Source organism: Agromyces sp. GL_144, from assembly GCF_057834305.1.
This window is the reverse complement of sequence record NZ_CM174399.1, coordinates 100,994-124,759: the sequence shown is the minus strand read 5'-3', so window position 1 is coordinate 124,759 and position 23,766 is coordinate 100,994. Positions and strand designations below refer to the sequence as shown.

Annotated in this window: 17 protein-coding genes and 1 pseudogene; 6 read left to right on the top strand and 12 right to left on the bottom strand. The window is 71.6% G+C overall.

All coding sequences use genetic code 11. The features are described from left to right. Positions 1-76 precede the first annotated feature (76 nt). On the top strand, positions 77-547 hold the full coding sequence (locus AC3IPY_RS00555) for a MarR family winged helix-turn-helix transcriptional regulator (RefSeq protein ID WP_489186051.1): 471 nt from the start codon (positions 77-79) through the stop codon (positions 545-547). A 29-nt stretch (positions 548-576) separates the two neighbouring features. Here the strand turns inward: AC3IPY_RS00555 and efeB are convergent, their stop codons facing one another. Genes efeB through efeU form a run of 3 tightly spaced genes read right to left on the bottom strand, consistent with a single transcriptional unit; the run spans position 577 to position 4,117 of the window. Then, on the bottom strand, positions 577-1,965 hold the full coding sequence (gene efeB, locus AC3IPY_RS00550) for an iron uptake transporter deferrochelatase/peroxidase subunit (RefSeq protein ID WP_489186050.1): 1,389 nt from the start codon (positions 1,963-1,965) through the stop codon (positions 577-579). After that, a complete protein-coding gene (efeO, locus tag AC3IPY_RS00545) occupies positions 1,965-3,170 on the bottom strand; it encodes an iron uptake system protein EfeO (RefSeq protein WP_489186049.1) in 1,206 nt (401 codons plus the stop codon). Before efeO ends, efeB begins: the two co-directional genes overlap by 1 nt. Next, entirely contained in the window at positions 3,167-4,117 is a 951-nt protein-coding gene (gene efeU / locus AC3IPY_RS00540) for an iron uptake transporter permease EfeU (RefSeq protein ID WP_489186048.1), read from the bottom strand. Before efeU ends, efeO begins: the two co-directional genes overlap by 4 nt. A gap of 211 nt (positions 4,118-4,328) precedes the next feature. Between efeU and AC3IPY_RS00535 the strand changes: the two are divergent. The 5 genes and pseudogenes from AC3IPY_RS00535 (at position 4,329) to iolD (ending at position 11,708) form a co-directional block, all read left to right on the top strand. Beyond that, positions 4,329-6,525, top strand: a pseudogene (locus AC3IPY_RS00535) (S9 family peptidase). A gap of 152 nt (positions 6,526-6,677) precedes the next feature. Continuing rightward, positions 6,678-7,706 (top strand): 5-dehydro-2-deoxygluconokinase, encoded by a 1,029-nt coding sequence (gene iolC / locus AC3IPY_RS00530; RefSeq protein ID WP_489186047.1) that lies wholly within the window; start codon positions 6,678-6,680, stop codon positions 7,704-7,706. Then, a complete protein-coding gene (locus tag AC3IPY_RS00525; protein ID WP_489186046.1) occupies positions 7,693-8,604 on the top strand; it encodes a class I fructose-bisphosphate aldolase in 912 nt (303 codons plus the stop codon). The genes iolC and AC3IPY_RS00525 overlap by 14 nt, the downstream gene beginning before the upstream one ends. Positions 8,605-8,691: 87 nt before the next feature. Further along, positions 8,692-9,816, top strand: coding sequence for a 5-deoxy-glucuronate isomerase (gene iolB / locus AC3IPY_RS00520; RefSeq protein WP_489186045.1), 1,125 nt, complete (start codon positions 8,692-8,694; stop codon positions 9,814-9,816). Between the two features lie 11 nt (positions 9,817-9,827). Next, positions 9,828-11,708, top strand: coding sequence for a 3D-(3,5/4)-trihydroxycyclohexane-1,2-dione acylhydrolase (decyclizing) (iolD, locus tag AC3IPY_RS00515; protein ID WP_489188390.1), 1,881 nt, complete (start codon positions 9,828-9,830; stop codon positions 11,706-11,708). Between the two features lie 305 nt (positions 11,709-12,013). Here iolD and AC3IPY_RS00510 read toward each other — a convergent pair whose 3' ends face one another. From AC3IPY_RS00510 to AC3IPY_RS00470, 9 genes are all read right to left on the bottom strand, one after another. After that, positions 12,014-12,778: a GntR family transcriptional regulator gene (locus tag AC3IPY_RS00510; protein WP_489186044.1), complete on the bottom strand. Its 765-nt coding sequence runs from the start codon at positions 12,776-12,778 to the stop codon at positions 12,014-12,016. A 55-nt stretch (positions 12,779-12,833) separates the two neighbouring features. Further along, positions 12,834-15,674, bottom strand: coding sequence for a glycoside hydrolase family 38 N-terminal domain-containing protein (locus tag AC3IPY_RS00505; RefSeq protein ID WP_489186043.1), 2,841 nt, complete (start codon positions 15,672-15,674; stop codon positions 12,834-12,836). Positions 15,675-15,804: 130 nt separating this feature from the next. Further along, on the bottom strand, positions 15,805-17,061 hold the full coding sequence (locus AC3IPY_RS00500; RefSeq protein WP_489186042.1) for a CehA/McbA family metallohydrolase: 1,257 nt from the start codon (positions 17,059-17,061) through the stop codon (positions 15,805-15,807). A gap of 3 nt (positions 17,062-17,064) precedes the next feature. Next, the gene (locus AC3IPY_RS00495) at positions 17,065-18,138 is read right to left on the bottom strand and encodes an ABC transporter ATP-binding protein (protein ID WP_489186041.1); all 1,074 of its coding nucleotides are present in this window, start codon (positions 18,136-18,138) and stop codon (positions 17,065-17,067) included. Further along, positions 18,138-18,992, bottom strand: coding sequence for a carbohydrate ABC transporter permease (locus tag AC3IPY_RS00490; RefSeq protein WP_489186040.1), 855 nt, complete (start codon positions 18,990-18,992; stop codon positions 18,138-18,140). The genes AC3IPY_RS00495 and AC3IPY_RS00490 overlap by 1 nt, the downstream gene beginning before the upstream one ends. Continuing rightward, the gene (locus tag AC3IPY_RS00485; RefSeq protein WP_489186039.1) at positions 18,989-19,921 is read right to left on the bottom strand and encodes a carbohydrate ABC transporter permease; all 933 of its coding nucleotides are present in this window, start codon (positions 19,919-19,921) and stop codon (positions 18,989-18,991) included. The genes AC3IPY_RS00490 and AC3IPY_RS00485 overlap by 4 nt, the downstream gene beginning before the upstream one ends. Continuing rightward, the gene (locus AC3IPY_RS00480) at positions 19,921-21,321 is read right to left on the bottom strand and encodes an extracellular solute-binding protein (protein ID WP_489186038.1); all 1,401 of its coding nucleotides are present in this window, start codon (positions 21,319-21,321) and stop codon (positions 19,921-19,923) included. Before AC3IPY_RS00480 ends, AC3IPY_RS00485 begins: the two co-directional genes overlap by 1 nt. 49 nt (positions 21,322-21,370) lie before the next feature. Beyond that, the gene (locus AC3IPY_RS00475) at positions 21,371-22,630 is read right to left on the bottom strand and encodes a Gfo/Idh/MocA family protein (protein WP_489186037.1); all 1,260 of its coding nucleotides are present in this window, start codon (positions 22,628-22,630) and stop codon (positions 21,371-21,373) included. Continuing rightward, entirely contained in the window at positions 22,627-23,547 is a 921-nt protein-coding gene (locus AC3IPY_RS00470) for a TIM barrel protein (protein ID WP_489186036.1), read from the bottom strand. The genes AC3IPY_RS00475 and AC3IPY_RS00470 overlap by 4 nt, the downstream gene beginning before the upstream one ends. Between the last annotated feature and the right edge of the window lie 219 nt (positions 23,548-23,766).

The window sequence follows — 23,766 nt, the reverse complement described above, 5'->3', positions numbered from 1 at the left end:
TTCGCACGAAGCTTCGCCCAATGCTACGCTTTCTCCGCCTGAGCGCTCACTGGGAATCCGCCGCTACGCTCGAGTGGTGGACAACGACGAGCGGGCGGAACGCGAGCAGCTGCTCGGCGAACTGACCGCGCTCCAAGACGACATGGAGACCGCCTACATACCGGGCCACATCGAGCCGATGCTGTCGCTGAACCTCACGATGCAGCAGTTCAAGGTGCTGGCGATCCTGATGACGGAGCCCGACGGCAGCACCGTGCAGGGCCTCGCGCGGACCATCGGCGTCTCCCTCGCCACGATGTCGGGCATCGTCGACCGGCTCGAATCCCAGCACATGATCGAACGGGCCCTCGATCCGAGAGACCAGCGCGTGCGTCGCGTCACCGCGACGAGGACCGGCCGGGACACCGTGCAGCGCATGCTCGCCGCCCGGCCCGAGCTCTCGCACATGCCCCTCGATGCGCTCGAGCTCGACGACCTGCGCGCGCTCACCCAGGGCATCCGGGCCCTCGTGCGCGCCCTCCGGAGCACCGGCGCCGGATCCGACTGAACGCGACCGGCGCTCGACATCCGATGCGATCAGGCGAAGAGCGCCTGACCGACGAACTCGCCCGTGCGGATGCCGCCGGGCACCGCGAAGACCGCCGAGCCGACGTGCTTGAGGTACTCGTTCAGGCCGTCGGCGGCGAGTGAGCGCTGCACGGTGATGAACTGCTCGGGCGAGCGCTGGAACGAGATGAAGAACAGCCCGGCGTCGAGGCGCCCGAGCTCGTCGTTGCCGTCGACGAAGTTGTAGCCCCGGCGCAGCATCCGCACGCCGCCGTTGACGTCGGGATGCGCGAGATGCACATGCGCTGCGGGAGCGATGAGGGGCGCCCCGGTCGGGCCCGTGGCCTCGAAGTCGGGCTCGGTGAACTCGGTGCCGCCCGAGAGCGGCGCGCCCGAGCCCTTCGCGCGGCCGACGAGCGACTCCTGCTCGCCGAGCTGCACGCGGTCCCAGTTCTCGATGACCATGCGGATGCGCCGGGCCACGAGGTACGAGCCGCCCGCGAGCCAGGACGGTTCGTCGGATGCCGCGACCCACACCTGCTCGGAGACGTCGCGCGTCTCCTCGGCCTTGATGTTGGCCGTGCCGTCCTTGAAGCCGAAGAGGTTGCGGGGGGTCGTCTGCGTCGTCGACGTCGACGAGGTGCGGCCGAAGCCGAGCTGCGACCAGCGCAGGCTCGCGCGCCCGAACGCGATGCGGCTGAGGTTGCGGATGGCGTGCACGGCGACCTGCGGGTCGTCGGCGCAGGCCTGGATGGCGAGGTCGCCGCCCGTGCGCTCGGGCTGCAGCGCATCGCCCTGGAATCTCGGCAGCGCCGCGAGCCCCGCCGGACGACGGTCGGCGATGCCGAAGCGGTCCACGCCGTCGACATCGGAGAAGAGGGTCGGACCGAAGCCGAACGTGATCGTGAGCCCGCTCGCGGGCAGGCCCAGCGCCTCGCCGGTGTCGGCGGGCGGCGCGTAGTCGGAGCCGCCGACCGCGCCGCCGTCCTCGACCTCGAGCCCCTGCGTCAGCCGGGCCGCAGCCGCGGTCCAGTCGGTCAGCAGACCGATGAGGCCCTCGCGGTCGAGCGTGGCCGACACGTCGAACGCGGCGAAGTGCAGGCGGTCCTGGGCGGGCGTCACGATGCCCGCCTGGTGCTCGCCGAAGAACGGGTAGGCGGATGCCGCGGAGCCGCCTGCGTGCGAGGCATCCGCCCCGGTGACGGCGAGCGCGACGCCCGCACCGGCCGCCGCACCCACGGCTGCCCCCGCGGCACCCGCGCCGAACAGCCCGAGCAGCTGACGGCGGCTCACCCGCGCGGCGGTCCCGTCGCTCTCGGCGCCGGACGCCTCGCCGACGTTTCCGTTCGCGCCGCTGGTCTCCGTTGGTGCGGAAACCGACGGCGCGAACGGAAACGTACGGCGAGGCGACTCGGTCATCAGACCCCGAGGATAGTGCTCGTCAGCTGCGAGAGCGGCTCGGCGAGGGCGTTGACCTGGTCGCTCAGCGCCTTCTTGTCGGCGTCGGTGAGCTCGGCGTAGTTCACGAAGCCCTCGTCGAGCGAGCCGTACGTCGCGAGCAGCTCGTCGAGCGCCGTGAACTGGTCGTCGATCTCGGCCGCGAGCGCGGTGCCCTCGTCGCCCTTCGACTCGGCCAGCGCGCGCACCGCGCCGAACGCCACGTAGGCGCCCTGCACGTTGGCCTGGAAGTCGTAGAGATCGGTGCCCGACCACCAGTCCTCCTCACCGGTGATCTTGCCTGCGGCGACCTCGTCGAGCAGGCCGATGGCGCCGTTCGAGATGTCGGCGAGCGAGACGGTGAAGGAGGCATCGGTCACGAGGCCGTGCAGCTCGGTGACGTCGGCGACGAGGCCGTCGGCGAACGCCTGGCGCTCCTCGGGCGTCGAGGGGGCCCAGTCGAGGAACGCGTCCTGGCCGTCGGAGTTCAGGTCGCCGGGCGCCGGCGGCCAGAGGTCCTTCTCGATGCGGTGGAAGCCGGTCCAGTCGATGCCGTCGGCCACGGCGTCGACCTCGCGGAAGTCGATCTTCGGGTCGAGGTCGCCGAACGCCTCGGCCGTCGGCTCAATGCGCTCATAGGGCACGCGGGTCGTCGCGAACAGCTCGCGCGCGGTGTCGTCGTCGCCTGCGGCATACGCATCGGCGAGTTCCTGCACGGCGGGGAGCAGCTCGGAGACCTGCGAGCGCACGTAGGCGAGGTACTCGGTCACGGCCTGGTCGCTGAGCTCCTGCTCGTCGGCCGAGACCTCGGACGCCTCGCCCGTGACGGTGAACGCGGCGAGCCCGACGGGCGCACCGACCTGCTGGAACTTGCACGCCGTGTAGTAGTCGCCGGGCTCGAGCTGGGCGACGAAGTCGATCTCCTGCCCCGGCGTGATGTTCTCCTTCTCGCCCACGATGCGCAGCTGGTCGTCGGCGAGGATCTCGAACTCGTTCACGTCGGTGCCGTTGTTCGCGAGGCTGAACGTCACGGCGCCCGCGTTCGTGGTGTCGGTCGCGACGGCGCAGGCGTCGTCGGTGATGTCGACGGCGATGGCTTCGGCGAGGTCGGCCTTCGCGACGCAGCCCGAGAGGGCGAGCGCGAAGACGGCTGCGGCAGCGGATGCCGCGAGGACGCGTCTGGTCATGGGTGCTCCTGGTTTCCGGTGAGGGTTGGTGCGGGATCGGTGGCCGTGGCGGGGGCGGATGCCGCGACGTCGGGCACGGGCCCCGCGGCATCCGTCACCGCCGGGGTCGTTGCGGATGCCTGCGCGCGAGACGCCCTCGCGCGAGCACGGCGACGCAGCATGAGCAGGTAGAGCGGCACCGTGATCGCGACGTACGCGACCCAGCCGATGACCTGCGCCCAGGTCGGCTCGGGCGAGAAGTTGAAGATGCCGGCGAGCACGGTCGCGTACCAGCTGCCGGGCGAGATCACGGCGACGAGGCTGTAGGCGTCGGTGCCCCAGCCCGGGATCACGCCGGCCTCCTGCAGGTCGCCGATGCCGTAGGCGAGCACCCCCGCGGCGACGATGATGAGGAACAGTCCGGTCCAGGTGAAGAAGCGCCCGAGGTTGAAGCGCACGAGTCCGCGCGAGATGCCCCACGAGATGACCACGGCCGTGAGGATGCCGAGCACGGCGCCGAGCGTGGCGAACACGGGGTCGCGGCCTCCGGCGGCGTTCGCCCAGACGAAGAGCGCGGTCTCGATGCCCTCGCGCCCGACCGAGATCGCGCCGAGCAGCACCAGCGCGAACCACGAGCGATCCACCGCGGCATCCACTTGGCTGCGCAGTTCTCTCGAGAGGCTCGCGCCGTGCGAGCCCATCCAGAACGTCATCCAGGTGACCATGGCGACGGCGACGATCGAGAGCGCGCCGCCGAGGATCTCCTGCGCCTGGAAGGTCATCGCGTACGGGCCCCAGGTGAGCGCGGCGCCGACGCCGAGCGCCACCAGGATCGCCAGCCCGATGCCGAGCCAGAGGCGCCCGAGCAGGTCGCGGCGCCCGAGCTTGGCGAGGTAGGCCACGAGGATGCCGACGATGAGCCCCGCTTCGAGGCCTTCGCGGAGGCCGATCAGGTAGGTGGCGAGCACGGGTGTCTCCTGCGGAACGAGCGTGGGGATTAGCGAAGGCTAACCTTACTCCCGCCGCCGCCCCACGCAAATCGCCCGCCCTCTTCGCGTTTTTCAGGAACACACCCACCACCCGCTTCTCAGGAGAATTCGGCCCAGAAAGCGCCCACCGACCAAGAAGTTCCTGAAAAGGGCACGTGAGCACGGGAGGGCCAGCGCGTAGCGTGGGGGTGTGCTGACTCCTCCGAAGACTCCGAAGCGGCCCATCGAACGCACGCACCACGGCGACGCGGTCGTCGACGACTACGAGTGGCTGCGCGCGAAGGACGACCCGGAGGTGATCGCCCACCTGCACGAGGAGAACGCGTACACGAATGCGCGCACCGAGCACCTCGCGCTGCTGCAGGAGCAGCTCTTCGAGGAGATCAAGGCCCGCACGAAGGAGACCGACCTCTCGGTGCCCACGCGCGAGGGCGACTGGTGGTACTACTCACGCACGGTCGAGGGCCAGGAGTACGGCATCCACTGCCGGGCGCCCATCGCCGGCCCCGACGACTGGGAACCGCCGGTGCTCGACGCCCCGGCCGCCGAACGCGGCGAGCTCGACGAGGGGCGAGCGGATGCCACGAGCACGACGCTGCCCGGCGAGCAGGTGCTGCTCGACGACAACGTCGAGGCCGAGGGGCACGAGTTCTACTCGCTCGGCAGCTTCGACGTGACCGCCGACGGCGCGACCCTGCTCTACGGCGTCGACGTCGAGGGCGACGAGCGCTACACGCTCCGCTTCCGTGCGCTCGACGACGGCGAGCGAACGATCGACGACGTCATCGAGGGCACCGGCGGCGGGGCGATCTTCGACCCGTCGGGCCGGTACGTGTTCTACACGACGGTCGACGAGTCGTGGCGCCCCGACACCGTCTGGCGGCACGAGGTCGGCACCGAGGCATCCGCCGACGTGAAGGTGCTGCATGAGCCCGACGAGCGGTACTGGCTCGGCGTCGGCCTCACGCGCAGCCGCCGTTACCTCGTCATCGAGGCGGGCTCGAACATCACGAGCGAGACCCGCCTGCTCGACGCCGACGACCCCACGGGCGAGCCCCGCATCGTCTGGCCGCGCAAGGAGGGCGTCGAGTACGACGTCGAACACGTCGTCGCCGGCGGCAAGGATCGCCTGCTGATCGTGCACAACGACGGCGCCGTGAACTTCGAGCTTCGTCAGCGTCGCGGCATCCGACCCCCAAGGGCCGCGCCGCATGCTGCTGCCGCACAGCGAGCAGGTGCGCATCGAGGGCGTCGACGCGTTCCGCGACTTCGTGGCGCTCGAGTACCGGCGAGAGGGGTTGTCGCGGGTCGCGATCGCGAAGCTGCCGCCGGCCGGCATCCCCGCCGATGCCACGCCAGACGACACCCTGCACGAGCTCGAGTTCGACGAGCAGCTCTTCACCGTCGGGCTGCGCGGAAACCCGGCGTGGGAGCAGCCCATGCTGCGCCTCGGCTTCACGAGCTTCGTCACGCCGTCGACCGTGTTCGACCTCGTCGTCGCCACCGGTGAGCGCCGACTGCGCAAGCGCCAGCCCGTGCTCGGCGACTACGACGCGACCCGCTACGCGCAGCGCCGCGAGTGGGCGACGGCGAAGGACGGCACGCGCATCCCGATCTCGCTCGTCTACCGCCACGACCTCGTGAACCTCGGCGAGCCCGCGCCGACGCTGCTCTACGGATACGGCTCGTACGAGGCATCCATGGATCCCGGCTTCGGAATCCCCCGCCTCTCGCTGCTCGACCGCGGCATGGTCTTCGCGATCGCGCATGTGCGCGGCGGCGGCGAGATGGGCCGGCTCTGGTACGAGCACGGCAAGAAGCTCGAGAAGCGCAACACGTTCACCGACTTCGTGGCGGCGGCGAAGCACCTGGTCGAGGAGGAGATCACGGCGCCCGATCGGCTCGTCGCGCAAGGCGGTAGCGCCGGGGGGCTGCTCATGGGGGCCGTCGCGAACCTCGCCCCGAAGTACTTCTCGGGCATCCTCGCCGAGGTGCCGTTCGTGGACCCGCTGACCTCGATCCTCGACCCGTCGCTGCCGCTCACGGTCATCGAGTGGGACGAGTGGGGCAACCCGCTCGACGATGAAGAGGTGTACCACTACATGAAGTCGTACTCCCCCATCGAGAACGTGCACGACAGCGCCCACGGCGGCGCGCACTACCCGCCGATCCTCGCGGTCACCTCGCTCAACGACACGCGCGTGCTCTACGTGGAGCCCGCCAAGTGGGTCGCGAAGCTCCGCGACGCCGGCGCCGACCCGCTGCTGAAGATCGAGATGGCGGCCGGGCACGGCGGCGTCTCGGGGCGGTATGCGGCCTGGCGCGAGCGGGCCTTCGCGTACGCGTGGGTCATCGACCGGGCCGGGGCGCATCCGTCGGGCGAGTGAGCGCCGCCTGAGGCGGGCGGATGCCGCGGGCTCGGCCGAGTCGCGGCGTCGACGGCTGGCCGGTCTGACACCTGGCGATACTTTGTAAGGACATTCTGTGTAGACTGGCCAGACCACCGCCCCATCTCTGCAGAAAGGTTGTACACCGGCGTATGACCACCTCAGCACCACTGCACGTGCTCACCATCGGCAGGGTCGGCGTCGACCTGTACCCGCTGCAGGACGAGACGCACCTCGAAGACGTCGAGACGTTCAGCAAGTCCATCGGCGGCAGCGCCACGAACGTCGCGATCGCCGCCGCGCGGCACGGCCGACGCAGCGCCGTCATCACGCGCACCGGCGATGACGCCTTCGGCAGATACATCCGCCGGGGGCTCGCCGAACTCGGCGTCGACCCCGTGTTCGTCGGCACGGTCGACCACCTGCAGACGCCGATCACGTTCTGCGAGATCTTCCCGCCCGACGACTTCCCGATCACGTTCTACCGCAGCCCGAAGGCCCCCGACCTCGAGATCACGGTCGAGAGCCTGCCGCTCGAGGCGATCCGCGACGCCGGCGTCTACTGGTCGACCGTGACCGGCCTCAGCCAGGAGCCGAGCCGGGCCGCGCACCACGCCGCCTGGGCCGCCAGGGGTCGGCGCCGGCACACCGTGCTCGACCTCGACTACCGGGCGATGTTCTGGGACTCCCCCGAGCATGCGACGCGCGAGGTCGCCCGCGCGCTCGAGCAGGTCACCGTCGCCGTCGGCAACCGCGAGGAGTGCGAGATCGCGGTCGGCGAGACCGACCCGCACCGGGCAGCCGACGCACTGCTCGCCCGCGGCGTCGAGCTGGCCATCGTGAAACGCGGTCCAGACGGCGTGCTCGCGAAGACCCGCGACCAGGTCGTCGAGGCGCCGCCGATCCCGGTCGACGTGGTCAACGGGCTCGGCGCCGGCGACGGCTTCGGCGGTGCGCTCTGCCACGGGCTGCTCGCCGGGTGGCCGCTCGAACGCATCCTCGCGTTCGCCAACGCCGCGGGCGCGATCGTCGCCACGAGGCGCGAGTGCTCCACGGCGATGCCGACGAGCGGCGAGGTCGACCGGCTGCTCGACGAGCGCGGCCTCGCGACGCATGCGGGGCCGGCACCGACCGACGTTTCCGGCGGCGACGAGCACGAGGCATCCGGTGTCCGCGCCTGACGCCCGGCCCGGCTTCATCGAGCCGGCGAGGTTCGCCGAGCTGCGCGACCTGCGCGCCGGCACCCCTTCGTCGATCGCCGACGCGCATGCCGCACGCATCCGCCGCCCCGTGCTCGGCGACAACGGACGCCTGTTCATCCTGGCCGCCGACCACCCCGCACGCGGCGCCCTCGGCGTCGGCGACGACCCCGGCGCGATGGCCGACCGCTACGGCCTGCTCGATCGGCTCGCCCTCGCGCTCAGCCGGCCGGGCGTCGACGGCGTGCTCGGAACCCCCGACATCATCGACGACCTCGCGCTGCTCGGCGCGCTCGACGGCAAGGTCGCCGTCGGCTCGATGAACCGCGGGGGCCTGCGCGGATCGCGCTTCGAGATCGACGATCGGTTCACCGCCTACGACGTGCCCGGCATCGTGCGCGACCGCCTCGACTTCGCGAAGACCCTGCTGCGCATCGACCTGCAGGATCCCGCGACCGCCGACACGATCGCCGCGACCTCCGCAGCCGTGACGGATGCCGCGCACGCCGGCGTGCCGATCATGATCGAGCCGTTCATGAGCACCCGGCGGGGCGGCGTGGTCGTGAACGACCTCACGCCCGACGCCGTGATCGCCTCGATGGCGATCGCGGCGGGCCTCGGCAGCAGCAGCGCCTACACGTGGATGAAGCTGCCCGTCGTCGCCGAGATGGAACGCGTCATGGCGGCCACGACCCTGCCGACGCTGCTCCTCGGCGGCGAGCGCAGCGAAGACGCCGAGGCCACGTTCGCGGGCTGGCAGCAGGCACTGGAACTGCCGGGCGTGCGCGGACTGGTCGTCGGCCGCTCGCTGCTCTACCCTGCCGACGGGGACGTGGCCGGCGCCGTCGACACCGCCGCAGCGCTCGTGCACCGCACCTAGGGCGAGGCCGCGAGGTCCGGTGCGGCCCCGCGGCCCGCCGCCCCGACCGACGCCGATCAGGCACCATCACGATTCGAAGGAGCATCCGTGATCCCCTCCCGATCTTCCGACGGCACGGCCGGCGACTGGTTCCACCCCCGTGGCAGCCTCGCCCGCGACGACTGGGAGCTCGTGGTCGACGACCGGCTGCCCGGCTGGCAGCACACGGGGCTGCGGGTCGCCGAGCTCGCGGGCACCGGGGGCAGCGGCGACGACGCCCTCGAGTTGCGCGCCGGCCAGGTCGAGCGCCAGATCGTGCCGCTCGCCGGCTCCTTCCGCGTGCGGGTCAGCGGCGGCGCCGTCGACGGCGTCGAGGAGTTCGAGCTCGCCGGCCGCGCCTCGGTGTTCGACGGCCCGACCGACACCCTCTACGTTCCGGCCGGCGTCGCCGCCACGATTCGCGGCACCGGACGAGTCGCCGTCGCCGAGGCCCCCTCGACGAGGCCCGGACGGGTGCGGCACCTCGCCCGAACGGACGCCCCCGTCGAACTGCGCGGACGCGGACGCGCCAGCCGCCAGGTGCACGACCTCGGCACCCCGGCCGTGCTCGACGCCGAACGGCTCATCGTCTGCGAGGTCATCACGCCCGCCGGCAACTGGTCGTCCTACCCGCCGCACAAGCACGACGAGGAGATCCCCGGCCACGAGTCGCAGCTCGAGGAGATCTACTACTTCGAGGTCGCGTCCGAGCGAGCGGATGCCTCGAGCCGGCGAGCATCCGAGCAAGCGGATGCCTCAGGGCCGACGCCGGCCGACGCCGCTCGCGCCGCCGACCCCGCCTCCGACCCGTTCGGCCTGTTCACCGCGGCGTCCTCGAACGTCACCGAGATCGCGGTCGACGCACGCGTGCGCTCGGGCGACGTCGCGCTGATCCCGGGCGGATACCACGGGCCCGCGGCCGCGCCTCCCGGCTACGACCTCTACTACCTCAACGTCATGGCGGGCCCGGGCGAGCGCGTCTGGCGCATCACCGACGAGCCGGCGCATGCATGGGTGCGCGACGCCTGGGCCGACGAGCCCGTCGATCCGCGGCTTCCCTACGCGGGCGAGGCGGGCACGCCAACCGGCGCAACCGCAGCGCGCGCCACGACCGGCACGAACACACCGAGCACACCGAGCACACCGAGCACACCGAGCACACCGACCGAAGCGAACGAAGGACGGCACCAGTGACCACGAAGCGCATGACCGTCGGCCAGGCCCTGATCGAGTTCCTCGCCCACCAGTACACGGTCGACGGCGATGTGCGCGAGCGCACGATCCCCGGCGTGCTCGGCATCTTCGGCCACGGCAACGTCGCCGGCATCGGCGAGGCGCTCATGGCGGCCAACGCCGAGGACCCCGACCTCATGCCGTACCACCAGGCGCGCAACGAGCAGGCGATGGTGCACCAGGCGGTGGGCTACGCCCGCATGCGCCGCCGTCGGGCGACGTTCGCCTGCGCGGCATCCGTGGGCCCCGGCGCGGCGAACATGCTGACCGGGGCCGCGCTCGCGACGAGCAACCGGCTGCCCGCGCTGCTGCTGCCGAGCGACACGTTCGCCACGCGCGTGGCCGACCCCGTGCTGCAGCAGCTCGAGCTGCCGCACGACATGAGCCTGCAGGTGACCGACGCGTTCCGCCCGTTGTCGCGGTTCTTCGACCGGGTCGAGCGGCCGGAGCAGCTCTTCTCGATCGCCCTCGCCGCGATGCGGGTGCTCACCGACCCCGTCGAGACGGGCGCCGTCACGATCGCCCTCCCCGAGGACGTGCAGGCCGAGGCCGTCGACGTGCCGCTCGCCTTCCTCGCCGACCGCGACTGGCATGTGCGCCGGCCGCTGCCGGAGCCCGGGCCGCTCGAGCGCGCGGTCGCCGCGATCCGTGCGGCGAAGGCGCCGTTCATCGTCGCGGGCGGCGGCGTGCTCTACTCGGGCGCCGAGGAATCGCTGCGGCGTCTCGTCGACGCGACCGGCATCCCGGTGGGCACGACGCAGGCGGGCGGCGGCTCGCTGCCGTGGGACCACCCCGCCTACCTCGGCGGCGTCGGCGCGACCGGCACGACCGCGGCGAACCGCATCGCGGCAGAGGCCGACCTCGTCATCGGCATCGGCACCCGCTACAGCGACTTCACGACCGCGAGCCGCACGGCGTTCCAGCATCCGGATGTCGCGTTCGTGAACCTGAACGTCGCCGCGTTCGATGCCTACAAGCACGGCACGCAGCTGCCGATCGTCGCCGACGCGCGGGCGGGCATCGACGCGCTCGCAGACGCCCTCGAGGGCTACTTCGTCGGCGACGGGCGCGGTGCGCGCATCCTGGCCGAGAAGGCCGAGTGGGATGCCGCGGTCGACGCGGCGTTCGTGCCGTCGCACCGCGATCGCCCCGCCCAGGCCGAGATCATCGGCGCCGTGCAGGCCGCGAGCGACCCGCGCGACGTCGTCGTGCAGGCCGCGGGCTCACTGCCGGGCGACCTGCACCGCCTGTGGCGCGTGCGCGATCCGCTCGGGTACCACGTGGAATACGCGTTCTCGTGCATGGGCTACGAGATCGCCGGTGGCCTCGGCGTGCGCCGGGCTGCGCCCGACCGCGACGTCATCGTCATGGTCGGCGACGGCTCGTACCTGATGCTGCACACCGAGCTCGTGACGGCGGTGGCCGAGCGCCAGAAGCTCATCGTCGTGCTCGTGCAGAACCACGGCTACGCGTCGATCGGCAACCTCTCGGAGTCCGTGGGCAGCGACCGGTTCGGCACGAAGTACCGCGCGTACGATGCCGGCGCCCGCAACTTCCAGGGCGGCGACGTGCTGCCGGTCGACCTCGCCGCGAACGCCCGAAGCTACGGCGTCGACGTCATCGAGGTCGCTCCCGGTCCCGACGCGATCGCCGACCTCACGGCCGCGATGGCGAAGGCCAAGGCGTCGGATGCCACGACCCTGATCCACATCGAGAGCGACCCGCTGCTCGGCGGCCCCGACGGCGGCGGCTGGTGGGACGTGCCCGTCGCCGAGGTGTCCGACGTGGCCTCGGTGCGCGACGCGCGCGCGACCTGGGAGCAGCAGCGACAGCGACAGCGCCCGCTGCTCTGAGCGCACCTGCCCGTCGTCACGAGCAACGGCGTCGCGAGCGCTGCTCTGGCTCGAGCGATGCTCTGGCTCGAGCGCTGCTCTGGCTCGAGCGATGCGTCATCGCACCTCGAATCACCCGGCAGGAGGAGCCGCCGGGGCCTGTGCTCCCTCCGAGAAGCCGCGGCACTTCGGCACTTCGGCACTTCGGCACCGAGTTCCAGGCGCGACACACCCACCTTCAGCCGGTGAGACAGCCGAGACTCCTCCCGATCCACGACTCGGTCGCCCACGACGCTTGCCGTCTCGACCGGCGGACCCGTGACGACTCAGCGATCGACGAGCGTGACCTCGAACGAGTAGCGGTCGGGGCGGTAGCAGTGCTGCCCGAACTCGACCGCGGCGCCCGAGTTGTCGAACGCGGTGCGCGTCATGGTGAGCACCGGGGCGCCGCGCGAGAGGTCGAGCAGCCCGGCCTCGTGCGTGGTCGCCGCGCGGGCGCCGATGCGCTGCTTCGCGACGCGCATCGTCACGCCCCGCGCGCGCAGCAGCTGGTACAGCCCGTGCTTGTCGAGGGCCTCGCGCTCGAGGTCGATGAACGCCTCGGGCAGCACGTTGTCGAGGATCGCGAGCGGCACCCCGTCGGCGCTGCGCAGGCGCTGGATGTGCAGCACGCGGGCGCCGAGCTCGACGCCGAGCGCCTCGGCGGCGCGCTCGTCGGCCCCGGCGACCGCGACCGCGAGCACGCGCGTCTCTGGCTTCTGGCCGAGCCGCTCGAGGTCTTCATAGAGGCTCGTCAGCTCGACGTTGCGCGTGACCCGCCCGTGCACGACCTGCGTGCCGATGCCGCGGCGGCGCACGAGCAGGCCCTGGTCGACGAGGTCCTGGATGGCGCGCCGGATCGTCGGCCGCGAGAGCCCCAGCCGCGCGGCGAGCGCCACCTCGTTCTCGAGGCGTGCGCCCGCCGGCAGCGTCTGATCGCGGATCGCCTGTTCGAGCCGGCTCGCGATCTGGTAGTACAGCGGCACGGGACCGGAGCGGTCGAGGTCGAGGAACAGCTCGACGGGGAGCTTCTGCTCCGGAAGCTGGGCCATGCGTACTCCAGTTGTTCGGTTGTTCTGACAGTAGACGTTCGGTCGGCCTCGCGGCTCACCCGAGATCGGGGGTGTCGCCGGACCCCGTGCCCGCCCCCGCGCCGGCGCGTCGGCGGAAGGTCTCGATGCGCGCCGCACCCATGACGTAGGTCGTGAGGTCGACGTCCTCCTCGAGCAGCGCTCCCGTGAGGTCGGTGCGATCCCAGACTCCGGATGCCGCGGCGCGAAGCCGTTGCGGCTCGTGCCGGTAGTTGACGAACCGCGCCTCGAGCACCGACGAGGTCGAGCCCGAGGCATCCGCCACCGTGCGCAGCGACTCGAGCACGACGTCGCCGCCGACCTCGAGCAGCGGTTCGTCCGGGAGCTCGGCGCCCGCCCCCGCGGCACCGCCGGCGCCCGCGACGCCGCCCACGACGGTGGGCCCGCCGCGCGTGCCGCGCACCACCTCGGGCTCGACGCGCACGAGTTCGGCCCAGCGCGCGGCATCCGCTTCGGCCCAACCCGAGGCCGACGGGAGCACCGCGAACGAGGTGCGCACGCGCGTGCCGAGGTACTGCGCGCCCGGCACCGGGAACTCGGCACCGGCCGGCTCGTCGCGCAGCGGATGCACGTTGACGCTCATCATGCCGACCGAGCGCACGAGGGTGAGTGCGATGGCGTCGACGCCGGATGCCTCGTCGCCGACGACCTCGTACTCCGAGTGCTTCGTGACGAGCACGGACGCACGCCCGGCGTGCACGAAACGGGCGACGGGGTAGGTGGGCAGCGGGAACTCGCCGTGGCCGCCCTCGCCGCTGCGGCCGCGCTCGGTGACGGCGTACTGGCCGGCGGCCGAGGACCCGGCCAGGTCGCGCGCGGCGGTCGGCACGAGCACGCGCAGCCGGTGGTCGGCCGCGGTGTTCACGAAGTCGACGTCGACCCGCAGGATCGGCTCGCCCTCGCGCAGCTCGAGCACGGTGTCGACCGTGAGGTCGACGGATGCCGCGCCCCGGCGGTCGGGGTCGAGCAGGTCGAGTGCGGCGGGCACGGCGTAACGGCGGCGCACGAGGAGCCGCCCGCGGATCGGGCCGGCCTCGAGCACGGACACCTCGACCGCGACCGGGTCGGTGACCGCCGTCGCGGGGTCGACCGGACCGTAGTTGTAGGAGTCGCCGCGGTCGCCCTCGTCGACGAGCCGCAGCGCATCCTCGAGCACGGTGCCGTCGGCGGCCTCGATGCGTACCGAGCCGTGCGCGTCGACCGTCGCGGTCAGCTGCGCGTTGGAGAGGGTGCGGCCCGAGGCCAGCACCGCGTCATCCGTCGCCGTCGCCGTCGCCGGATCCAGCTCGGCGACCCCCATGCCTCCGACCTGCACGCCGATGACGGCGGTACGCCGGGGCAGGGCGATGATCTGCACGCGCCAGCTTCGCTCGCCCGACGGGTCGGAGGCGATGCGCCGCTCGAGCTCCTCGACGAACGCCGCGAGGTCGAAGTCGCCCACGGGTGCCTCGGCGACGTCGAACCGCACGCCCTCGTCGGTGAACTCCCACGCGTTGATGAGCTGGCCGAAGAGCTCCCGGCCGTGGATGCGGGCCAGCAGCTTGCGCAGCTCGCCGGTGCGCATCGTCTCGTCGCCGAGCACCTCGGGCAGCGCGCCGAGCAACTGCACGCCGCTGCCGAGCTCGAGGTTCTCGGGGTCGTGCACGCGAACCTCGACATGCGCGCGCCGCGCGAACCCGGTCGGGTTGGCGACGACATGCCGCTCGGGCGGGGCAGCGGCGGCGAGACGTTCCATGGTGCGCAGCACGACGCCGCGCGCGACATGGGCCGCGGTCGCGAGCCGACCCTCGACCTCGTCGGCGGTGGCGTCGACGCCGCATCCGGTCACGGAGTCGTGCGCGGTGCTCTCGACGAGGCGGTACCAGGCGGTGTCGAAGAAGGCGCGGTGGTCGTCGACCCCGAACGCGGCGTCGAGGCGCTCGGCCGCCCCGAGGCGGCACTCGGCGTCGGACATCGCCTGCTTGAGGTTGGTGCGAATGGAGAAGACGCCCGGCAGCAGGTTGCCGCGGGCGTGCGAACGCAGTTCGCCGTCGACGGCCGGGATGCCGGCGAGCGCGGCGTCGTCGCCCGCCGCCCACTCGGGTGCGACGCGTCGCACGTAGCCCTCGATGGTGTCGACGGCGAGCTCGATGGCGCCCATGCCGGCACCCGCATTGGCTTCTGCGACCGTGGTCATGAGGTCCGCGGGCGGTGCGCTGTGGTCGGTGCCGAGCATGCCGAGGATCGGGTCGGCGCCGTACCAGCCCGCGATCGACTCGCCGTACTCGGCGACGAGCGACTCGAGCTGGCCGGGCAGCGCGAACAGGTCGAGCGCGTTGCCGTATCCGTCGAGCAGGTACTCGGTGCGCACGGTCGACCCGTCGGGCGAGCGCCAGGCGAACGCGTGCCGATCGATGCGCGCGGGCACTCCGCGCCACAGCGCTGCGTCGCGCAGCCCGAAGCCGCGCAGCAGCTGCGGCATCTGGGCGGCGTGGCCGAACATGTCGGGCAGGTACCCCACGCGCATCTCGGGCCCGAGGCGACGGGTCGACTGCAGGCCGAGCTCGAGGTTGCGCACGATCGTCTCACCGTCGCAGAGGAACTCGTCGAGGAGGATCAGGAACGGCCCCACGGCGAGCTGCCCGCGCTCGATCGCGGCGACGACGCGTTCGCGCTGCTCGGGCCGGATCTCGAGGTAGTCGTCGACCGCCGCGGCCTGACCGTCGAGCGTGAACCGGTAGCCGGGGTTCGCCTCGAGCGTGTCGAGCAGGCGGTCGAGCATGTGCACGAGCCGCAGGCGGAACACGTCGTGCGGTTCGTACCACTCGCGGTCCCAGTGCGTGTGCGGCACGATGACGAGTTCGTCGGGGGTGTCCATGTTCACTCCAGGTGGATCGAGGTTCGGCGTGGACGCCGGGTGGGAGAAGAGCTGAGCGGATGCCGCGGGGCCGGCCTCGCGGGCGCATCGGGCGCAATGGCCGTGGCGGCGGCGCGGCGGCCCTCCGCGGCTACGCGCAGAGCGCCATGATGCGCCGATCGGCGAGCACGAGGTGGAACGGCCCCTCGGCGGGGTCGGCGGCGAACGACTCGCGCGCCGAACGCACCCGACGACGAGCCCCGGCGCCGTCGACGAGCACGAGGCCCTCGGCGTCGACCGCGACGACCTCGTCGCCGAGCCGTACGAGCGCGGGCGCACGCATGAGCTCGGGCATCAGCACGCTGCCGTCGTAGTGGCCGCTGCCCGTGATGGCCGTGCGCCCGGCGCGCACGCCCTCGAGGATCGCCTCGGCCGAGGCATCCGTCGCCGCGACCCAGGTGGTCGGCGTTCCGGGCCGCTGCGGCTCCTCGAGCATGTGCACGTCGCTGCCGCCGAGCAGCGTCGCGCCCTGCGGCCAGGTGCGGAACCACGAGAACGGCGCCGTCGAGATGAGGTCGAGGTACCAGGTGGCGTGCCAGAGCTCGACCGCCGCGGGCCGCCGCTCGAGGCGGTGCACCCACGAGCAGTCGCCCGAGATCGGGTGGTTGATGCTCAGCGTGCCGCCGCGGCGCTCGACCTCGTCGACCCAGGTCTGCGCGGGTCGGCGGAAGTCGATCCAGCCGATGTCGCCGAACGCGTTCGCATGCCCGAGGTGGGTCGTGACCTCTTGGCCGGGCAGCAGCGTGATGCCCTGCTTCGCCCCCTCGGCGGCGAGATGCGCGTGATGACTCGTCGTGTTGTGGTCGGTGACGGCCATGAAGTCCAGGCCGGATGCCACGCCGAGGCCGGCCAGTCCGCCGATCGGCAGGCGCCCGTCGGAGTGGATCGTGTGCCCGTGGAAGTCGCCCGCGAACCAGGTCAGTCCCGGCTCGGCGGGCAGCCCGCGGTCGCTGCCGCGCACCGACCGGGTGACGGGTGCGGCCTCGGGAACCGGCGGCACCGGCCGGGTGGCCGGCACGTTGACCTCGACCTCGACCTCGACGCCCTGCACCGGCACGCGATGCAGGCCGAGCACGACGTTCCACTCCCCCGCCTCTGGGCGGCCGGGCAGGTACCCCGGCGTCGCGTCGTCGGCCGCGATGATGAACTCTGTGCGGGCGCCGCCCGACCACCCCCGCCACGCGTCGGCGCCCTCGCAGCCGAGGTCGATGCCCGACTCGGTCGGGTCGAAGCGGATGACGACCTCGACCGAGTCGGCGCCCTCCGGCACCTCGAACGGCACGTTCAGGTATCGGTGCTCGTTCTGCACGTCGATCGTCACCGGGATGCGGCGCAGGGTGGTGGCCATGGCTCAGCCGATCCGTTCCGTCGTCTCCGCGTCGAAGAGGAGGGTCTTCGCCGCGTTCGGAACGATCCAACCACGGTCGCCGGGCGCCGGCTCGTCGTCTTCGGGCACGCTCACCTGGAACTTGTGGTCGCCGGCGTGCACCACGATCAGCACGCTCGCGCCGAGGTTCTCGACCACGCCCACCTCGACGGCGATCGCGCCCGGCTCCTCGGTCGTGCTCCAGCGCAGGTACTCGGGGCGGATGCCCCAGGTCACCGTCTGCCCCTCGCGCACGAGTCCTGCGGTGCCCGGCGGAACGGGCACGGCCGTGCCGCCGATGCTCACGGCCCCGTTCGAGACCGTCGACTCGACCAGGTTCATCGGGTTCGAGCCGATGAACCCGGCCACGAAGGTGTTGTTCGGGCGCTGGAACACCTCGCGCGGCGTGCCGATCTGCTGCAGCTTGCCCGCCTTCATGACCGCGATGCGGTCGGCGAGCGCGAGCGCCTCGGCCTGGTCGTGGGTGACGAACACGGTCGTGACGCCGAGGTCGCGCTGCAGCTCCTTGAGGAAGGTGCGCGCCTCGAGCCGCAGGCGGGCGTCGAGGTTCGACAACGGCTCGTCGAGGAGCAGCACGTCGGGCCTGGTCGCCACCGCGCGGGCCAGCGCGACGCGCTGCTGCTGGCCGCCCGACAGCTGGCCGGGTCGCCGCTCGATCAATCCCTGGAGCGAGAGCCCGTCCGCGACATCCGACGCCGTCTGACGTCGTTCGTCGCGCTTCACATGACGGATGCGGAGCGGGTAGGCGATGTTGTCGCCCACGTCCATGTGGGGGAAGAGCGCGTAGTCCTGGAAGACCATCGCGACGCCGCGGGCGCCGGGCTCGGCGTTCGTCATGTCGCGGTCGCCGATCGTGAGCCTGCCCGAGGAGATCGCCTCGAGGCCCGCGATCGAACGCAGCAGCGTGGTCTTGCCGCAGCCCGACGGGCCGAGGAGCGCGAAGAACTCGCCGTCGACGATCTCGACGTCGACCTCGTCGACGCCGCGGACGCCGCCCGGGTATTCCTTGACGAGTTGAGTGGCGGTGATGCCGGCCATCAGGACTTGATACCTCCATGGAATCGGAACCCGTACCGACGGTTCACGACGAAGTAGATGATGAGGACGGGGGCTGAGAAGAGCAGGGCGAACGTGGAGATGAGCCGCAGGTCGGCCTGGCCGCTCTCGGTGTAGAAGGTGTACATGAGCACCGCGGCCGGCTGCAGGTCGGGGCTTCGCAGCAGGATGAACGGCACCAGGAAGTTGCTCCACACCTGCACGATCGTCCAGATCGAGATGAACGCGAGGCCCGGCCTGGCGATCGGCACGACGACGTCGCGGAGGATGCGGAACGGACCGGCGCCGTAGAGGCGGGCCGACTCCTCGTAGGACTTCGGGATGGAGTCCATGAAGTCCTTGAGGATGAAGATGACCGTCGGCAGGATGCCGCCCGCGAGCACCAGGATCACGCCGGCATACGAGTTGATGAGCTTCAGCTGCGTGATGATCTGGAACGTCGGCACCATGGCCGCCGTACCGGTGACGATGGAGGAGAGCAGCAGCAGCCCGTAGAGGATGCCGTCGCGCCCCGGGATGCGGATGCGGCTCATCGCGTACGCGGCGAGCGCGCCGAGCACGACGACGATGACCATCGTGCCCACGCCGAGCAGCAGCGAGTTGCCGATGGAGCGCATCGCGTACGGGTTGTCGAAGAGCATCGCGAAGTTCGCGAGGGTCCAGTCGGGCCACTCGAGCGAGAGTGTGGGCGTGGAGTCGAACGGCGCCAGCACGAGCCACACGACGGGCAGGGCGAAGGCCAACCCGACGAGCGTCATGAGCACGGCGAAGACGACGCGCGAGACGTAGTGGCGCACGCTGGTGTTGCGCGTCACGTCGCGGACCGTGGTGGTCATCCCTTCTTCCTTCCCCTCGAGACGCGCACGTAGCCGAGCGCGATGACGAGGTTGATCAGCAGCATGATGAGCGAGATCGCGGCGCCGAGGCCGAGCTGGCCGCCCGGGATCGCGGTCTTGTAGATGTACACCGAGAGGATCTCGGTGCGCCCGTTCGGGCCGCCCGCGGTGACGAGGTACGGCGTGAAGGTGTTGAACGTCCAGAGCGTGATCAGCAGGGTGTTCGTGAGGATGTGGCCCTTGATGTTCGGGATGATCACGTCGCGCAGCTGCTGCCATCCGGTCGCGCCGACCATGCGTGCGCTCTCGAGCTGCGATGGCGGCACGGCGCTGAGCGCCGACGAGAACAACTGCATCGAGAAGGCGGTGCCCACCCAGATGTTGAAGAGGATGATCGCCTCCATCGGGTGGTCGATCAGCCAGGCCGTGCCCTGGATGCCGAACAGCTCGTTCACCGTGCCCGATCGGCGATCGAGCAGCGCCAGCCAGAGGAACGAGGCGACCGAGGCCGGAATGACCCAGGCCGCGAGCACGAGGCCCTCCATGAGCCCTTTCGCCCAGCCCTGCAGGTTGCGCACGGCGAAGGCGAGGCCGAAGCCGAGGAACGTCTGCCCGATGATGCCCGACGCGACGACGAAGATCAGCGTCAGCCAGAGCGAGTTCCAGAACGACGGGTCGGTGAGCGCCTCGACGTAGTTGTCGAGGCCGACGAACGACGGCGAGGCCGCCTGCAGCCCGGTGAGCCGGTAGTCGGTCATGCCGAGCCAGATGGTCCAGACGGCCGGGAACAGCAGGAAGAGACCGATGATGATCAGCGCGGGGGCGACGAAGACGCCAGCCCGGGCGAGCCCGAGCCCGGCGACGTCGTCGGCCCGCCGCCGGCGGGGAGCGGTCGTGCTCCCCGCCGGCGTGGTGGTGCTCGTGGTCATCAGTCGCCCGACACCGCGTCGTCTCCGACGATGTCCTTCACCGAGTCCACGTAGGTGCCCATCGCGTCGTCGACGCTCGAACCCGACACGACGTCGAGGGTCGCCTGCTGCAGGGCGGTCGAGACCTGCGGGTAGGCGGCGAGCGGCGGACGGTAGGCCGTGATCGGCAGCACCTCTTCGCTCACGTATGTGAGCATCGGGTCGGATGCCAGGATCCGGTCGTTCACGTCGGTGCGCGGGGTGATCGAGACCGTGTCCGCGTTGCGCGTCTCGTAGGCCTCGGCGGAGTTCATGAACGCGAGCAGCTCCCACGCGAGCTCGGGGTGGTCGCTGTTCGGGTTGAGCACGCGGCCGGTGCCGCCCGACATCGAGACGAAGTCCTGGCCGTTGATGCCGTCGCCCGGCTCGATCGCCGGGATCTTCGTGTAGCCGACGACGTCGTCGCGGTCGGCCATCGGCGCGGTGCCGACGCCCTCGGCCGGGTTGATGACGCTGCGCCAGAAGTAGTCGCCCTCGAGGAGGATGCCGATCTGGTTCTCCGCGAAGAGCTGGAACGACGTGTCACGACCCGCCGCCTCCTGCTGCAGCACGGCGTCGCCGAGGCCCTCGTCGACGTAGATCGTGTTGTAGAGGTCGAGCACGTCGCGCAGGCCGTCGGTGTCGCCGACCCACTTGCCGTCCTCGTACACCTGCTCGCCGGTGCCCACGAGGAGCGGGAGCAGGCCCTGCATCGTGGTCGCCTCGCCCATCGCCGTGCCGGCGTTCAGCTGGATCGGCGTCACGCCGTCGAGCTTCTTCAGCGCACGCGACGCGTCGAGCACGTCGTCCCAGCTCTCGGGCTGCCAGTCGGCCGGGAGGCCGGCCTGCTCGAAGAGGCCCTTGTTGTAGTAGAGCACGCGGCCGTCCGCGCCCTGCGGCACGCCGTAGCGGTCGCCGTCGAACGAGAGCGCGGCCTGCACGGCCTCGGGGATCTGGTCCCAGCCGTCCCAGCTGTCGACCGCATCGCCGCCGACCTCGCTCAGCGGCTTGATGTACCCGGCCTCGGCGAACTCGCCGACCCAGATGCCGTCCATGCCGAAGATGTCCGCCCCCTCGCCCGACTGCAGGTCGAGGGAGAGCTTCGTCTTGTAGTTCTCGTCGTCGACGCCCTGCGGCTCGAACTCGACGGTGACGTCTTGGCCGTCGGCCTTCTTCGCGGCCTCGAACTCGGGGATCACCCAGTCGGTGATCCAGTCCGCCTCGGCCGCGTTCTTGCCGCCGGTGATGGCGTTCGCGGTGATCGTGAGGGTGACGGGGCCGTCTTCGTCGGGCTCGGCTGCGGAGCATCCGCTGAGCACGAGTGCGCCCGCGGCGACCGCGACGGTTGCCGCGACGCCCCAGCGCCTGCTGTGGTGGATCATCTTCGACCTCTCTGTTTCTCGCCCCGCGGCGTCCTCGCCGCGGGATCCGTTATCGGTGATCGTGCTGCGATGGTGCCGACGAAGGCCCGGCCGGGGCCTCGGCCGCAGCCTCGGACCCGATGTCGAGCGGCGACCCGGCGGCGTCGGCGAGTGCACGCAGCATCCGCTGTCCGACGACGATGTCGGCGGCCCCTTCGTCGACCGAGGGACCTGCTTCCGGGTGCCCGGCGACGAGCGCCGCGAACGACCGGAGTTCCTGCTCGAACGCCTCCTCCTGCATCCACCGCGTCTCGGAGCGCTGCGACCCGAGGGGTTCGGCGTTCGAGGTGACGGTGAGCACGGTGGGGACGTTCAGCACGTAGGGCACCGCGAAGACGAGGCTGATCGAGCCGGTCTCGTGGTGGAAGGTGACGGTCTCGCGGTACTCGGGGTAGCGCGGGATGAAGTGCCACTCGATCGACCAGGGCACGTCGTCGTGCTCGGCGAGGGTTCCGCCGAGGCTCACCGAGCCAGGGAACTCCGCGCCCGAGTGGCGGGCGCGCTCGACCGTGCCGATGCCGCCCACGAGGTGGCGCAGCAGGCCGATGTCGTGCACGACCGAGCCGAGCACCACGTTCGTGTAGAGCTTCGGCAGCGAGCCGGCGGCATCGCCGATGGCGGCCCGCACGCGCTCGTCGGTCGCCGCGGTGAGCGCCGCGACGGTCTCGGCGGGCACGTCGGCGGGCGGGGTCATGAGGTTCGCGAACGCGAGCTGCGCGCCATCCGCCGGATGCAGCACCTCGACCGTGACGGCCCGCAGGTCGACGTCGGCCAGCAGCGCCTTGGCGGCCGCGGTCGCACGGTCGTGCTCCTTCATGTAGCCGACGCGCACCCAGTCGGCCAGGTCGATGCCCAGCCGGCCGGCGAGCTCGTGCAGTTCGGCGGTCTCGGCGAGCGAGAACGCGAGCGGCTTCTCGGCGAGCACCCGCAGGCCGCCGGCGAGCAGCTTCGCGACATCGGGTGCATGCGATCCGGATGTCGCGAGCACCGCGCCCTCGACCGCGACCGTGCCGGCGGCGACGGCCTCGAGCAGCGCGTCGATCGACCCGAACGCCTGCACCCCGAGTCCGGATGCCGCGGCGATCTCGCCGGCGCGGGACGCCGACAGGTCGACGACGGCCGTGAGCTCGAAGCGGTCGGAGTTGCGGCGGATGAGCGGCAGGTGCACGCTCTGGCTGATGGCGCCGAGGCCGATGACGGCGATGCGCACGCGGGGCTGCTCGGCGTCGGCGGTCGCCGCGGCGGACGGCTGCGGGTCGAACCCGGTCATGCGAACCACCGCCGCAGACGCTCGCGGTTGGCGACCTGGTCGCGGCGGGCGCGTGCGACGTCGTCGGCGTCCTGCAGGATGACGTCCTGCTCGACGACGATCCAGCCCTCGTAGCCCGAGGCGACGACGAGGTCGACGATGCGGTCGACGTCGAGGTCGCCGTCGCCGAGCGCGACGAACACGCGCCGGGCCCACACGTCGCGCATCGGGTCGTCGGAGCCGGATGCCGCGGCGAGCACCGAACGGTCGGCGTCCTTCAGGTGCACGTGGTTGACGCGCTCCTGCCAGCGGGTGAAGTCGGTGAGCGGGTCGCCGCCGCCGATGAGGAGGTGCCCCGTGTCGAACGTGAGCCCGATGTCGGTGTCGGCCAGCAGGCGCTCGATCTCGCGCGGCGTCTCGACGTAGGTGCAGGCGTGGTGGTGGAACGTGGGCTCGAGGCCCGCCTGCCGCGTGAGGTCGGCGACCTGCTGCACGCGCGAGGCGAACACGGCCCAGCGCGCGTCGTCGAGCTCGAGCTCGGGCGCTCCACCGGGCCGGGCCTTGCGCTCGGCCGAGCCGGAGTCGGCGATCGTCGGCTTCGGCGCGACGGCCCGGTCGACGTCGGGCGCGACGGCTGCGGCCGCGGCGAAGAGGTCGAGGGCGGGGGCGAGACCGACGAGCGCCTGCTCGTAGGCCGCGTCGTCGCCCGCGAACGGCAGGTCGAACCATCCGCCGGCGAGGCCGAGGCCGTGGGCCTGCAGGCGCTGCGGCAGCGTGTCGCGATCGCCGAGCAGGCCGACGGGGCCGAGGTCGATGCCGTCGTAGCCGGCCTCTGCGACCCAGGCGGCGAGCTCTTCGCCGTCGGGCAACGGCACGAGTTCGGGTCGGGACAATTCGAAGACGCCATAGCTGACGGGGGCGTTCGCGGTTCGGATCACCGAGCTTCCTTCCAACTCGGAGGCGCTCCTGTGCACCTCCGAATCACAGGCTACTAGGTTCTGACATATTTACAACATGACGTCAGGGTGAACTCGACGTTTCCGGGCGTCACCAGGGCTCGCCGGCGCGCGACTCGCTCCGCGCTGCACGCTCGAACGCCGGTCGAGGAGCGACGCAGGAGCGAATCGAGACCATCTCCCGCAAGGGTCTCGATACGG